24 protein-coding genes are annotated in these 12,055 nt (G+C 62.5%); all 24 read left to right on the top strand.

What is annotated here, in order from left to right:
- Nucleotides 1–141: EF-Tu C-terminal domain-related protein (locus tag AC5P76_RS13925; protein ID WP_495206049.1), on the top strand; the 141-nt coding region annotated here is incomplete at its 5' end.
- Nucleotides 142–474: 333 nt separating this feature from the next.
- Nucleotides 475–786, top strand: a complete 312-nt coding sequence (gene rpsJ, locus AC5P76_RS13930) for a 30S ribosomal protein S10 (protein ID WP_005408208.1) — start codon at nucleotides 475–477, stop codon at nucleotides 784–786.
- 11 nt (nucleotides 787–797) lie between these two features.
- Nucleotides 798–1,448, top strand: coding sequence for a 50S ribosomal protein L3 (gene rplC / locus AC5P76_RS13935; protein ID WP_004145336.1), 651 nt, complete (start codon nucleotides 798–800; stop codon nucleotides 1,446–1,448).
- Between the two features lie 12 nt (nucleotides 1,449–1,460).
- On the top strand, nucleotides 1,461–2,066 hold the full coding sequence (gene rplD, locus AC5P76_RS13940) for a 50S ribosomal protein L4 (RefSeq protein WP_053519740.1): 606 nt from the start codon (nucleotides 1,461–1,463) through the stop codon (nucleotides 2,064–2,066).
- Nucleotides 2,063–2,362 (top strand): 50S ribosomal protein L23, encoded by a 300-nt coding sequence (gene rplW / locus AC5P76_RS13945; protein ID WP_004145338.1) that lies wholly within the window; start codon nucleotides 2,063–2,065, stop codon nucleotides 2,360–2,362. The genes rplD and rplW overlap by 4 nt, the downstream gene beginning before the upstream one ends.
- 10 nt (nucleotides 2,363–2,372) lie before the next feature.
- Nucleotides 2,373–3,200 (top strand): 50S ribosomal protein L2, encoded by an 828-nt coding sequence (rplB, locus tag AC5P76_RS13950; RefSeq protein ID WP_053519741.1) that lies wholly within the window; start codon nucleotides 2,373–2,375, stop codon nucleotides 3,198–3,200.
- A gap of 6 nt (nucleotides 3,201–3,206) precedes the next feature.
- Nucleotides 3,207–3,476 (top strand): 30S ribosomal protein S19, encoded by a 270-nt coding sequence (rpsS, locus tag AC5P76_RS13955; RefSeq protein WP_005415413.1) that lies wholly within the window; start codon nucleotides 3,207–3,209, stop codon nucleotides 3,474–3,476.
- Between the two features lie 12 nt (nucleotides 3,477–3,488).
- Nucleotides 3,489–3,824: a 50S ribosomal protein L22 gene (gene rplV, locus AC5P76_RS13960; protein WP_080375339.1), complete on the top strand. Its 336-nt coding sequence runs from the start codon at nucleotides 3,489–3,491 to the stop codon at nucleotides 3,822–3,824.
- Between the two features lie 18 nt (nucleotides 3,825–3,842).
- On the top strand, nucleotides 3,843–4,577 hold the full coding sequence (gene rpsC / locus AC5P76_RS13965) for a 30S ribosomal protein S3 (protein WP_004145350.1): 735 nt from the start codon (nucleotides 3,843–3,845) through the stop codon (nucleotides 4,575–4,577).
- Nucleotides 4,578–4,582: 5 nt separating this feature from the next.
- The gene (gene rplP / locus AC5P76_RS13970) at nucleotides 4,583–4,996 is read left to right on the top strand and encodes a 50S ribosomal protein L16 (protein WP_053519743.1); all 414 of its coding nucleotides are present in this window, start codon (nucleotides 4,583–4,585) and stop codon (nucleotides 4,994–4,996) included.
- Nucleotides 4,996–5,181 carry a 50S ribosomal protein L29 gene (gene rpmC, locus AC5P76_RS13975; protein ID WP_004154487.1) on the top strand — a complete coding sequence of 62 codons (186 nt, stop codon included), beginning with the start codon at nucleotides 4,996–4,998 and terminating at the stop codon, nucleotides 5,179–5,181. The genes rplP and rpmC overlap by 1 nt, the downstream gene beginning before the upstream one ends.
- Before the next feature lie 11 nt (nucleotides 5,182–5,192).
- On the top strand, nucleotides 5,193–5,462 hold the full coding sequence (rpsQ, locus tag AC5P76_RS13980; RefSeq protein ID WP_053519744.1) for a 30S ribosomal protein S17: 270 nt from the start codon (nucleotides 5,193–5,195) through the stop codon (nucleotides 5,460–5,462).
- Nucleotides 5,463–5,474: 12 nt separating this feature from the next.
- The gene (gene rplN, locus AC5P76_RS13985; RefSeq protein ID WP_010483978.1) at nucleotides 5,475–5,843 is read left to right on the top strand and encodes a 50S ribosomal protein L14; all 369 of its coding nucleotides are present in this window, start codon (nucleotides 5,475–5,477) and stop codon (nucleotides 5,841–5,843) included.
- Between the two features lie 16 nt (nucleotides 5,844–5,859).
- A complete protein-coding gene (gene rplX, locus AC5P76_RS13990) occupies nucleotides 5,860–6,177 on the top strand; it encodes a 50S ribosomal protein L24 (RefSeq protein WP_053519745.1) in 318 nt (105 codons plus the stop codon).
- 11 nt (nucleotides 6,178–6,188) lie between these two features.
- Entirely contained in the window at nucleotides 6,189–6,731 is a 543-nt protein-coding gene (gene rplE, locus AC5P76_RS13995) for a 50S ribosomal protein L5 (RefSeq protein ID WP_053519746.1), read from the top strand.
- 18 nt (nucleotides 6,732–6,749) lie between these two features.
- Entirely contained in the window at nucleotides 6,750–7,055 is a 306-nt protein-coding gene (gene rpsN, locus AC5P76_RS14000; RefSeq protein ID WP_053519747.1) for a 30S ribosomal protein S14, read from the top strand.
- A 257-nt stretch (nucleotides 7,056–7,312) separates the two neighbouring features.
- Complete coding sequence (rpsH, locus tag AC5P76_RS14005; RefSeq protein WP_005415417.1) at nucleotides 7,313–7,711, top strand: 30S ribosomal protein S8; 399 nt, start codon at nucleotides 7,313–7,315, stop codon at nucleotides 7,709–7,711.
- 18 nt (nucleotides 7,712–7,729) lie between these two features.
- Nucleotides 7,730–8,254 carry a 50S ribosomal protein L6 gene (gene rplF / locus AC5P76_RS14010; RefSeq protein ID WP_053519748.1) on the top strand — a complete coding sequence of 175 codons (525 nt, stop codon included), beginning with the start codon at nucleotides 7,730–7,732 and terminating at the stop codon, nucleotides 8,252–8,254.
- A 31-nt stretch (nucleotides 8,255–8,285) separates the two neighbouring features.
- A complete protein-coding gene (rplR, locus tag AC5P76_RS14015; RefSeq protein WP_053519749.1) occupies nucleotides 8,286–8,639 on the top strand; it encodes a 50S ribosomal protein L18 in 354 nt (117 codons plus the stop codon).
- A gap of 160 nt (nucleotides 8,640–8,799) precedes the next feature.
- A complete protein-coding gene (gene rpsE, locus AC5P76_RS14020) occupies nucleotides 8,800–9,342 on the top strand; it encodes a 30S ribosomal protein S5 (RefSeq protein ID WP_005408213.1) in 543 nt (180 codons plus the stop codon).
- Nucleotides 9,335–9,526 (top strand): 50S ribosomal protein L30, encoded by a 192-nt coding sequence (gene rpmD, locus AC5P76_RS14025; protein WP_004145412.1) that lies wholly within the window; start codon nucleotides 9,335–9,337, stop codon nucleotides 9,524–9,526. Before rpsE ends, rpmD begins: the two co-directional genes overlap by 8 nt.
- A gap of 6 nt (nucleotides 9,527–9,532) precedes the next feature.
- Entirely contained in the window at nucleotides 9,533–9,976 is a 444-nt protein-coding gene (rplO, locus tag AC5P76_RS14030; RefSeq protein WP_053519751.1) for a 50S ribosomal protein L15, read from the top strand.
- Between the two features lie 7 nt (nucleotides 9,977–9,983).
- A complete protein-coding gene (gene secY / locus AC5P76_RS14035; RefSeq protein ID WP_005415420.1) occupies nucleotides 9,984–11,351 on the top strand; it encodes a preprotein translocase subunit SecY in 1,368 nt (455 codons plus the stop codon).
- A gap of 347 nt (nucleotides 11,352–11,698) precedes the next feature.
- The gene (rpsM, locus tag AC5P76_RS14040) at nucleotides 11,699–12,055 is read left to right on the top strand and encodes a 30S ribosomal protein S13 (RefSeq protein ID WP_004154500.1); all 357 of its coding nucleotides are present in this window, start codon (nucleotides 11,699–11,701) and stop codon (nucleotides 12,053–12,055) included.

Genomic DNA, 12,055 nt, shown 5'->3' on the forward strand with positions numbered 1-12,055 from the left:
GAAATGGTGATGCCGGGTGACAACGTCAAGATGACCGTGACCCTGATCAACCCGGTCGCGATGGACGAAGGCCTGCGCTTCGCCATCCGCGAAGGTGGCCGCACCGTCGGCGCCGGCGTGGTCTCGAAGATCATCAAGTAATCTGTTAGACTCTGCGCCCCGATGTTGCCTGGGTAGGGCATCGGGGCGTATCAAAATGGGAAAGCAGGCACAGGATGTGCCTTGTGTTCCCCGGACCAGGAAGGGTCAAGGCCATTCAGGCGGCGTCAACAGGAGACTGTTGACAGCTGCCTGGCGTGCCATTATGCTTCTACGTCTGGGCAGGCCGGGAGACTGGTCTGCCTACGTTTTTGAGGTCTACGGATTGACCTTGTCGGCCTGCAGGAGTGCGGGCCGTCCGTATGCAGGAATTTCATGGGGCAAAGCAACCCAGAGGCTTTGTCTGTCGCTCTTTTAACGAAGGAACCTACCGCCATGGCGGACCAAAAGATCCGGATCCGGCTGAAAGCGTTCGATCATCGTCTGATCGACCGTTCGGCCAGCGAGATCGTTGAAACGGCAAAGCGGACCGGCGCGCAAGTGCGTGGCCCGATCCCGCTGCCGACCAAGATCGAGCGTTACACCGTTCTCGTTTCCCCGCACGTCGACAAGGACGCGCGTGACCAGTACGAGACCCGCACGCACAAGCGCGTGCTCGATATCGTTGACCCGAATGACAAGACCGTGGACGCGCTGATGAAGCTCGAACTGGCTGCCGGCGTCGACGTTCAGATCAAGCTGACCTGAGGACTACGACCATGACGAAGAAGTATTCGTTGGGCTTCGTGGGCCGCAAGGCCGGCATGAGCCGCGTGTTCACCGAAGATGGTCGTTCCATCCCGGTGACCCTGATCGAAGCCACCCCGAACCGCATCGCGCAGATCAAGACCGTCGAAACCGACGGCTACAGCGCCGTGCAGGTGACCGTCGGCGCGCGTCGCGCTGCCCTGGTCAACAAGCCGGAAGCCGGCCACTTCGCCAAGGCGAAGGTGGAAGCGGGTCGTGGCCTGTGGGAATTCCGCGTTGAAGACGCGCAGCTCGGCGATTTCGCCGTTGGCGGCGAAGTCAAGGCGGACATCTTCGAAGTCGGCCAGATCGTCGACGTCCAGGGTGTCACCAAGGGTAAGGGTTTCCAGGGCACCATCAAGCGCCACAACTTCCGTATGGGCGATGCAACCCACGGTAACTCGCTGTCGCATCGCGCGCCGGGTTCGCTGGGTCAGCGCCAGACCCCGGGTCGCGTTTTCCCGGGCAAGAAGATGTCGGGCCACATGGGCGCGGTGCAGCAGAGCACCCAGAACCTGGAAGTGGTCAAGGTCGACGTCGAGCGCGGTCTGATTGCGGTTCGCGGCGCCGTTCCTGGCGCGGCGGGTGGCGATGTGATCGTCCGTCCGGCGAGCAAGGCATAAGGAGAGATGACGATGGAACTCGTTATCACGGGTAGCAACAACAAGGTCTCGGTCTCCGACGCCGTGTTCGGTCGCGATTTCAGCGAAGATCTGGTCCACCAGGTCGTCGTTGCTTACCGCAACGCCGGTCGCGCCGGCACCAAGGCACAGAAGACTCGCTCCGAAGTGGCTGGTACCACCAAGAAGTCGAAGAAGCAGAAGGGCGGCGGCGCGCGTCATGGCGCACTGACGGCTCCGATCTTCGTCGGCGGCGGTGTCACCTTCGCGGCCAAGCCGCGCAGCTTCGAGCAGAAGGTCAATCGTAAGCAGTACCGTGCCGCCATGTGCGCGATCCTGTCCGAGCTGAACCGTCAGGGCCGTCTGACCATCGTGGAGGCCTTCGATGTCGAAGCGACCAGCACGAAGGGTCTGATCGCCAAGCTGGCCGGCCTGGAAGTGGGCAAGCGCCCGCTGATCGTCACCGAGGAAGCCTCCGAGCACCTGTACCTGTCCGCCCGCAATCTGCCGTACGTGCAGGTGCGTGACGTGCAGGGCCTGGACCCGGTGTCGCTGGTCGGTGCCGACACGGTCGTCATCACCGCTGACGCGGTCAAGAAGGTCGAGGAGTGGCTGGCATGAACAGCAACGAAAAAATCTTCAGCGTGCTGCGTGCCCCGCGTGTCTCCGAAAAGACCGCGCGCCTGCAGGAACTCTCCAACCAGTATGTCTTCGAAGTTTCGAACGAAGCCACCAAGGCCGATGTAAAGGCCGCGGTTGAGCAGCTGTTCGACGTCAAGGTCGAAGCCGTCAACGTGGTCAACGTCAAGGGCAAGAACAAGTCCTTCCGTAACCGTGCTGGCCGCCGCGGCGATTGGCGCAAGGCGTACGTTCGCCTGGCCGATGGCCAGTCGATCGATGTAACGGCCAAGGCCTGAGGTACATCCCATGCCATTGATGAAATTCAAGCCCACTTCCCCCGGCCGCCGTTCGGCCGTGCGCGTGGTTACGCCCGACCTGCACAAGGGTGCTCCGCACGCTGCGCTGGTCGAGTCGCAGAGCCGCTCGGGTGGTCGTAACCACCACGGCCGCATCACCACCCGTCACGTCGGTGGTGGCCACAAGCAGCACTACCGCATCATCGACTTCAAGCGCAACAAGCTGGGCATCCCGGCGCGCGTGGAACGCATCGAATACGATCCGAACCGCACCGCCCATATCGCCCTGCTGTGCTACGTCGACGGCGAGCGTCGCTACATCATCGCCCCGAAGGGCCTGAAGGCCGGTGATCAGGTGATCGCTGGTTCGGATGCCCCGATCAAGGCGGGCAACACCCTGCCGCTGCGCAACATCCCGGTCGGTACCACCATCCACTGCATCGAGCTGAAGCCGGGCAAGGGCGCTCAGATCGCCCGCGCTGCAGGTGCTGCCGTGCAGCTGGTCGCCCGCGAAGGCATCTACGCCACCCTGCGCCTGCGCTCGGGTGAAATGCGTAAGGTTCCGGTCGAGTGCTGCGCCACCATCGGCGAAGTCGGCAACGACGAGCACAGCCTGGAAAAGCTGGGCAAGGCCGGTGCCAAGCGCTGGCGCGGCGTCCGCCCGACCGTTCGTGGTGCTGCCATGAACCCGGTTGACCACCCGCACGGTGGTGGTGAGGCCAAGGCCGGCCAGGGTAACCCGCATCCGGTCACCCCGTGGGGTGTCCCGACCAAGGGTTACAAGACGCGCCATAACAAGCGCACTCAGCAGTTCATCGTCCGCGATCGTAGGGGCTAATCGACCATGGCACGTTCACTCAAGAAGGGCCCGTTCGTCGATCACCACCTCGTCAAGAAGGTGGAGGCCGCTGCGGGCAGCAAGAAGCCGATCAAGACCTGGTCGCGCCGTTCGATGATCCTGCCTGACATGGTAGGCATCACCATTGCCGTGCATAACGGCAAGAACCACATCCCGGTTCTCGTCAACGAGAACATGGTCGGCCACAAGCTCGGCGAATTTGCCATCACCCGGACCTTCAAGGGTCACGGTGGTGACAAGAAGTCGGGCAAGTAAGGAGAGATGACAATGGAAGCGAAAGCCATCCTGCGCACTGCGCGCATCTCCCCGCAGAAGGCTCGCCTGGTCGCTGACCAGGTGCGCGGTCTGCCGGCCGAACGTGCGGTCAATCTGCTGAAGTTCTCGGACAAGAAGGCTGCCCACCTGATCAAGAAGGTGGTGGAGTCGGCTATTGCCAACGCTGAGAACAACCAGGGCGCCGACGTCGACGAGCTGAAGGTTCAGACCATCATGGTTGATGAAGGTCCGACCCTGAAGCGTTTCATGGCGCGGGCGAAAGGCCGCGGTACCCGCATCCTCAAGCGCACCAGCCACATCACTGTGGTTGTGGGCGCCGGCAAGTAAGCGGATAAGGAAAAGACCATGGGTCATAAAGTTCATCCGATTGGTATCCGTCTCGGTATTTCCAAGGACTGGAACTCCAAGTGGTACGCCAACAAGGCCGAGTTCGCTGGTTACCTGGCAGCCGACCTGAAAGTTCGCGAAATGCTGCGCAAGAAGCTGGCTCAGGCCGGCATCAGCAAGATCCTGATCGAGCGTCCGGCCAAGACCGCGCGCGTGACGATCCACACCGCCCGTCCGGGCGTGGTGATCGGCAAGCGTGGTGAGGACATCGAGAAGCTGCGCAAGGAAGTGAGCGAGATGATGGGCGTTCCGGCGCACATCAACGTCACCGAAGTGCGCAAGCCGGAACTGGACGCGCAGCTCGTTGCCGAGTCGATCGCCCAGCAGCTGGAGCGTCGCATCATGTTCCGCCGCGCAATGAAGCGCTCGGTGGGCAACGCGATGCGCCTGGGTGCCCTGGGCATCAAGGTCAACGTGGGTGGCCGCCTCAACGGTGCTGAAATCGCCCGTTCGGAGTGGTACCGCGAAGGCCGCGTGCCGCTGCACACCCTGCGTGCCGACATCGACTATGGCTTCGCTGAAGCCAAGACGACCTACGGCATCATCGGCATCAAGGTCTGGATCTACAAGGGCGAGGTCTTCGATTTCTCCCAGGTTGGCCAGGAAAAGCAGGACGACACCCCGTCGCGCAACGATCGTCACGATCGCGGCGACCGTGGTGACCGTCAGCGCCCGGCCCGTGAAGCGAGGTAACGACAATGTTGCAACCCAAGCGAACCAAGTACCGCAAGGTACACAAGGGCCGTAACGAAGGCCTGAGCTGGAGCGCCAACGCTGTCAGCTTCGGCGAATACGGCCTGAAGGCAACCGCACACGGTCAGCTGACCGCGCGTCAGATCGAAGCGGCTCGCCGCTCGATCAGCCGCTACGTCAAGCGCGGCGGCAAGATGTGGATCCGCGTGTTCCCCGACAAGCCCATCACCAAGAAGCCCATCGAAGTTCGAATGGGTTCGGGTAAGGGTAACGTGGAATACTGGGTGGCCCAGATCCAGCCCGGCCGCATGATCTATGAAATCGAGGGTGTTTCCGAGGAAGTGGCTCGCGAGGCGTTCCGTCTGGCCGCCGCCAAGCTCTCGGTCACCACCACTTTCGTGACCCGTACGGTGCGCTGATGGATATCAAAACTCTCCGTGAAAAGTCGGCTGACGAACTCAAGGCCCACCTGATCGACCTGCGTAAGGAACAGTTCTCTGTCCGTATGCAGCAGGTCACCGGCCAGCTGCCGAAGACCCACGACATCCGCCGGGTCCGTCGCGAGATTGCTCGCGTCAAGACCCTGCTCGGCAGCACGAAGTAAGGATGGCCGCTATGAGCGACAATACTGAAAACAAGACGCTGCGCACGGTCGAAGGCCGTGTCGTCAGCAACAAGATGGACAAGACGGTTACCGTCCTGGTTGAGCGTCAGGTCAAGCACGCACTGTACGGCAAGTACATCAAGCGCTCGACGAAGCTGCACGCCCACGATGCCGACAACGCCTGCAAGGAAGGCGATGTCGTCCGCGTGACCGAGATTGCTCCGATGTCCAAGACCAAGAACTGGCGCGTGGTGGAAGTCATCACGCGTGCGGCTGAATAAGGAGTCTGAATCATGATCCAGATGCAGAGCTACCTTGACGTCGCGGACAATTCGGGTGCCAAGCAGGTGATGTGCTTCAAGGTGCTGGGTGGTTCCAAGCGCCGTTACGCCGGCATCGGCGACATCATCAAGGTCACCGTGAAGGATGCGATTCCGCGCGGCAAGGTCAAGAAGGGTGAAGTGTATGACGCCGTCGTGGTGCGTACCCGCAAGGGTGTGCGTCGCGCCGACGGCTCGCTGATCCGCTTCGACGGCAACGCTGCCGTCCTGCTGAACAACAAGCAGGAGCCGATCGGTACCCGTATCTTCGGGCCGGTGACCCGTGAACTTCGTTCGGAGAAGTTCATGAAGATCGTCTCGCTCGCTCCCGAAGTGCTGTGAGCGACAGGAGATAATCATGGCTAACCGTATCAAGAAGGGCGACCAGGTCGTCGTCAACACCGGCAAGGACAAGGGCAAGCAGGGCGAAGTCGTCCGCGTCGACGGCGACCGTGTGGTCGTCGCCAACGTGAACATCGTCAAGCGCCACACCAAGCCGAACCCGCAGGCAGGCGTTGCCGGCGGCGTGGTCGAGCGTGAAGCTTCGATCCATATCTCCAACGTGAATGTGCTGAACCCGGCTTCGGGCAAGGGCGAACGCGTTGGCTTCAAGGTGCTGGAGGATGGACGCAAACTGCGTGTGTTCCGCTCCAGCGGTGAGGCGCTCGACGCCTGAGGAATGAGAAGATGACTTCCCGTCTCGAAAAGTTCTACAAGGACGAAGTGGTGCCGGCGCTGATGAAGCAGTTCGGCTACACCAATCCGATGGAAGTGCCGAAGCTCGTCAAGGTCACCCTGAACATGGGTGTCGGCGAAGCGGCCACCAACAAGAAGATCCTGGAAAACGCCGTCGGCGACATGACCAAGATTTCCGGCCAGAAGCCGGTTGTCACCAAGTCGCGTATTTCGGTTGCGTCGTTCAAGATCCGTGATGGTTGGCCGATCGGCTGCAAGACCACGCTGCGTCGCCACAAGATGTACGAGTTCCTGGATCGCCTGATCAACATCTCGCTGCCGCGCGTGCGCGACTTCCGTGGTGTCTCTGGTCGTTCCTTCGACGGTCGCGGCAACTTCAACATGGGTGTGAAGGAACAGATCATCTTCCCGGAAATCGACTTCGACGCTGTCGACGCGATCCGCGGTATGGATATCGCCATCACCACCACTGCGAAGACCGACGCGGAAGCGAAGGCGCTGCTGGCAGCGTTCAAGTTCCCGTTCCGTAACTGATCCGTCGAGGAAACCGAAATGGCAAAGACCTCCATGGTCAACCGCGACATCAAGCGGGAAAAGCTGGCCAAGAAGTACGCTGAGAAGCGTGCTGCTCTGAAGAAGATCGTGTCCTCGGTGGACGCGAGCTACGACGAGAAGATCGAAGCTGCTGCCAAGCTGGCCAAGCTGCCGCGCGATTCGTCGCCGAGCCGCCAGCGCAACCGCTGCGAACTGTCCGGCCGTCCGCGTGGCGTCTACAGCAAGTTCGGCCTGGGCCGCAACAAGCTGCGTGAAGCCACCATGCGTGGCGACGTCCCGGGTCTGCGCAAGGCCAGCTGGTAATCGCAGCCGGTCCTGCGATCAGGCGCCCCTCCGGGGGTTCCTGAACCGGGGAGGGGAGGCATTCAGCCTCCCTTTCGCAAAAAACCCGAAGAGCCCGACGCAAGTCGGGCTCTTTTGGCGTATACTCCCGCGTCTTGCCCTGTGCAGACGGGGTTGTAGGGCGGGCCACAGGTCCGCTGCATCAAGGGACCTGGCCCGTTTCCAGGAGACAACAGATTTTCGCGAAAGCGGATATCGGTGCACTCAAAGGTACTCATATGAGCATGACTGATCCCATCGCCGACCTGCTGGTCCGCATCAAGAATGCGGCCGCGGTTGGCAAGCAGACGGTGAAAGCCCCGTCGTCCAAGATCAAGGTTGCGATCGCCCAGGTCCTGAAGGACGAGGGTTACATCACCGACCTGCGCGTTACCCAGCTGGAGAACAACAAGGCCGAGCTGGAAATCGTGCTGAAGTATTTCGAAGGCAAGCCGGTCATCGCGACCCTGAAGCGCTTCTCGCGTTCGGGCCTGCGCCAGTACCGCGGCAAGAGCGAGCTGCCGAAGGTCATGAACGGCCTGGGCATCTCCATCATTTCCACCTCCAAGGGCATCATGACTGATGCGCAGGCGCGCCAGCTGGGCGTCGGCGGCGAAGTCCTGTGCTTCGTGGCCTAAGGCGAAAGGAGTAGAACTATGTCCCGCGTAGCCAAGAAGCCGATCGACCTGGGTAAGGTTGAACTGAACGTCCAGTCGGAAAGCGTCACCGCCAAGGGCCCGAAGGGCACCCTGTCGCTGGCCAAGCCGGCCGGTATTGCCATCAACGTCGACAACGGCGTTGCCACCCTGAGCACCGAGAACGTCGAACTGGTCGCACTGACCGGTACCGTGCGTGCGATCCTGGCCAACATGGTCAAGGGCGTGTCCGAAGGCTTCGAGCGCAAGCTGGAGCTGGTCGGCGTGGGTTACCGCGCTGCCATGCAGGGCAAGGACCTGAGCCTGTCGCTGGGCTTCTCGCACCCGGTCGTGTTCGTGGCGCCGGAAGGCATCACGCTGTCCACTCCGACCCAGACCGAGATCCTGGTCCAGGGCGCGGACAAGCAGGCCGTCGGTGAAGTTGCCGCCAAGATCCGTGCGTTCCGCAAGCCGGAGCCGTACAAGGGCAAGGGCGTGAAGTACTCCGACGAAGTCATCATCCGTAAGGAAGCCAAGAAGGCCTAATAGGCGCTTCCGCTTTCATAGGAAAAACATCATGAACAAGAACATCGCCCGCCTGCGTCGCGCCAAGTCGACCCGCGCCCACATCCGTGAGCTCGGCGTCGCCCGCCTGTCGGTGCTGCGCACCGGCCAGCACCTGTATGCCCAGGTCTTCACCGCCGACGGTTCCAAGGTGCTGGCTGCCGCCAACACCACCCAGACCGACGTCAAGGAAGGCCTGAAGAGCGGCAAGAATGTCGATGCCGCCGCCAAGGTTGGCCGCATCGTCGCTGAGCGTGCCAAGGCCGCCGGCGTCGAGAAGGTTGCCTTCGATCGTTCGGGTTATCGTTACCACGGCCGTATCAAGGCCCTGGCAGAGGCTGCCCGCGAAGCCGGCCTGCAGTTCTAAGGGATCGGGGCAGGGGGCCGATGGCCCCCTGTCCGCCTGCTCGCCAGCCTGAGCGAGGCTGGACGGCGCCATTCTTCTGTAGTGGCCCACCGGAACGACGCGTCATTCCACAACCATAAGCGGCCCTGAGCCGTACATACCCAACAACCAAGGAATCAACATGGCAGAAGAGCGTCAGCAGCGGGGTCGCGATCGCGACCGTAACCGCGAAGAGAAGATCGACGACGGCATGATCGAAAAGCTGGTCGCGGTCAACCGCGTCAGCAAGACCGTCAAGGGTGGTCGCCAGTTCACCTTCACCGCCCTGACCGTGGTCGGCGACGGCGAAGGCAAGGTCGGTTTCGGTTATGGCAAGGCCCGCGAAGTGCCGGTCGCCATCCAGAAGTCGATGGAACAGGCCCGCAAGAACCTGGTCAGCGTTGACCTGAACAACGGCACCCTGTGGCACACCATCAAGGATGGTCATGGCGCAGCCCGCGTGTTCATGCAGCCGGCTTCGGAAGGTACCGGCGTCATCGCCGGCGGTGCCATGCGCGCCGTCCTGGAAGCGGTTGGCGTGAAGAACGTGCTGGCCAAGGCCACCGGTTCGCGCAACCCGATCAACCTGGTGCGTGCCACCGTGAAGGGCCTGTCTGCAGCGCAGTCGCCGGCCCGCATCGCGGCCAAGCGCGGCAAGAAGGTGGAGGAACTCAACCATGGCTAATGAGTCCAACAAGACTGTGAAGGTGCGCCTGGTGCGCGGCCTGCGTGGTGCTCAGTCGCGTCACCGCCTGTCGGTGCGTGCCCTGGGTCTGAACAAGCTCAACGATGTGCGTGAACTGAAGGACAGCCCGCAGGTTCGCGGCCTGATCAATACCGTTCACTACCTCGTCAAGGTTGAGGAGTAATCGATCATGACTCTGCGTCTCAATGAACTGAGCCCGGCACCGGGCGCCCGTACCGAGCGCACCCGCGTCGGTCGCGGTATCGGCTCGGGCCTGGGCAAGACTGCCGGCCGCGGCCACAAGGGTTCGTTCGCCCGCAAGGGTGGCGGCAAGATCAAGGCCGGCTTCGAAGGCGGCCAGACCCCCATGCAGCGTCGTCTGCCGAAGATCGGCTTCCGTTCGCCGATCGCCAAGGACACCGCTGAAGTGCTGCTGTACCAGCTGGACAAGCTGCCGGCCGGCGAGATCGACTTCGCCGCCCTGCGTGCCGCCAAGCTGGTCCCGAGCACTGCCAAGAAGGCCAAGGTCGTCGTCAAGGGCGAAGTGACCAAGGCGTTCACCCTGAAGGGTGTTGCTGCCACGGCCGGTGCCAAGGCTGCGATCGAAGCTGCCGGCGGCAGCGTAACGGAGTAAGAAAATCATGGCGCAAGCTGGCATCGGTAACCTCGCGGGCGGAATGGGCAAGTTCACTGAACTTCGCCAACGTTTGCTGTTCGTCGTCGGGGCTTTGATCGTCTATCGCATCGGCTGCTACGTGCCGGTGCCGGGCGTCAATCCCGATGCCATGCTTGCCATGATGCAGCAGCAGGGCGGCGGCATCGTGGACATGTTCAACATGTTCTCGGGCGGCGCCCTGCACCGTTTCAGCATCTTCGCGCTGAACGTGATGCCGTACATCTCGGCATCGATCGTGATGCAGCTGGCCGTGCACATCTTCCCCGCCCTGAAGGCGATGCAGAAGGAAGGTGAGTCCGGTCGCCGCAAGATCACCCAGTATTCGCGCATCGGCGCCGTGCTGCTGGCAGTGGTGCAGGGCGGTTCGATCGCTCTGGCCCTGCAGGGCCAGGTCTCGCCGTCGGGCGCTCCGGTCGTGTACGCGCCGGGCATGGGCTTCGTGCTCACCGCCGTGGTCGCGCTGACCGCCGGCACCATGTTCCTGATGTGGGTCGGTGAGCAGGTCACCGAGCGCGGCATCGGCAACGGCGTGTCGCTGATCATCTTCGCCGGTATCGTGGCGGGCCTGCCGGGCGCGGTCATCCATACCTTCGATGCCTACCGCGACGGCAACATCCAGTTCATCCAGCTGCTGCTGATCGCCATCGTCGTTCTCGCCTTCACCTTCTTCGTGGTGTTCGTCGAGCGCGGCCAGCGCCGGATCACGGTCAACTACGCGCGCCGCCAGGGCGGTCGCAATGCGTACATGAACCAGACCTCGTTCCTGCCGCTGAAGCTCAACATGGCCGGCGTCATCCCGGCGATCTTCGCCTCGAGCCTGCTGGCCTTCCCGGCCACCCTGGCCATGTGGTCCGGCCAGGCGGCCAACCAGAGCAGCTTCGGCCAGGTCCTGCAGAAGGTCGCCAACGCGCTGGGTCCGGGCGAGCCGCTGCACATGATCGTGTTCGCTGCGCTGATCACCGGTTTCGCGTTCTTCTATACCGCGCTGGTGTTCAACTCGCAGGAAACCGCCGACAACCTGAAGAAGTCGGGCGCGCTGATTCCGGGCATCCGTCCGGGCAAGGCCACTGCCGACTACATCGACGGCGTGCTGACCCGCCTGACCGCAGCCGGCTCGGCCTACCTGGTGATCGTCTGCCTGCTGCCGGAACTGATGCGCACGCAGCTGAACGCCTCGTTCTACTTCGGCGGTACCTCGCTGCTGATCGTGGTGGTGGTGGTGATGGACTTCATCGCCCAGGTGCAGGCGCACCTGATGTCCCACCAGTACGAGAGCCTGCTGAAGAAGGCCAACCTGAAGGGTGGCAACCGCGGCGGTTTTGCCCGCGGCTGATTCGCCTGTTATACTTTCGTCTTCCTGACGTGATGGTCCCTCCGCTTCGCGGACTCCGGCCACACAAACGAATGGCGGCCCCCGCAGCGGTTCCGGGTGGGGGTGTGATGAGGTGGTCCCGCGCAGGAGTAGCGCGGGCGGCCCCGGGAGACCTCCCGGGATCAACCCCATCCGGCGCCGGAGCCTGGGCACACTCCCCAGGCCGGGTTCATGAAACCTCTGGTTTCACGGGCTTCCATGTAAACCGGAACCTTGTTAGTATCGCTAGTTCACTTTTTTGATCCATCCTGCCGGATTGGCGTGCCCGAGGCGCGCTGTCGGCCATCACTCAGCTGGAGAACCGCGTCATGGCGCGTATTGCAGGCGTCAACCTGCCAGCCCAGAAGCATGTCTGGGTCGGGTTGCAAAGCATTTACGGCATCGGCCGTACCCGTTCGAAGAAGGTCTGCGAAGTCGCAGGCGTCGCTTCGACCACCAAGATCCGCGATCTGTCGGAGCCGGAAATCGAGCGCCTGCGCGCCGAAGTCGGCAAGTACATCGTGGAAGGCGATCTGCGCCGTGAGATCGGCATCGCGATCAAGCGCCTGATGGACCTGGGCTGCTACCGCGGCCTGCGTCACCGTCGTGGCCTCCCGCTGCGTGGCCAGCGCACCCGTACCAACGCCCGCACCCGCAAGGGTCCGCGCAAGGCGATCAAGAAGTAA

The organism is Stenotrophomonas sp. YJH_SMC_36 (assembly GCF_059369935.1).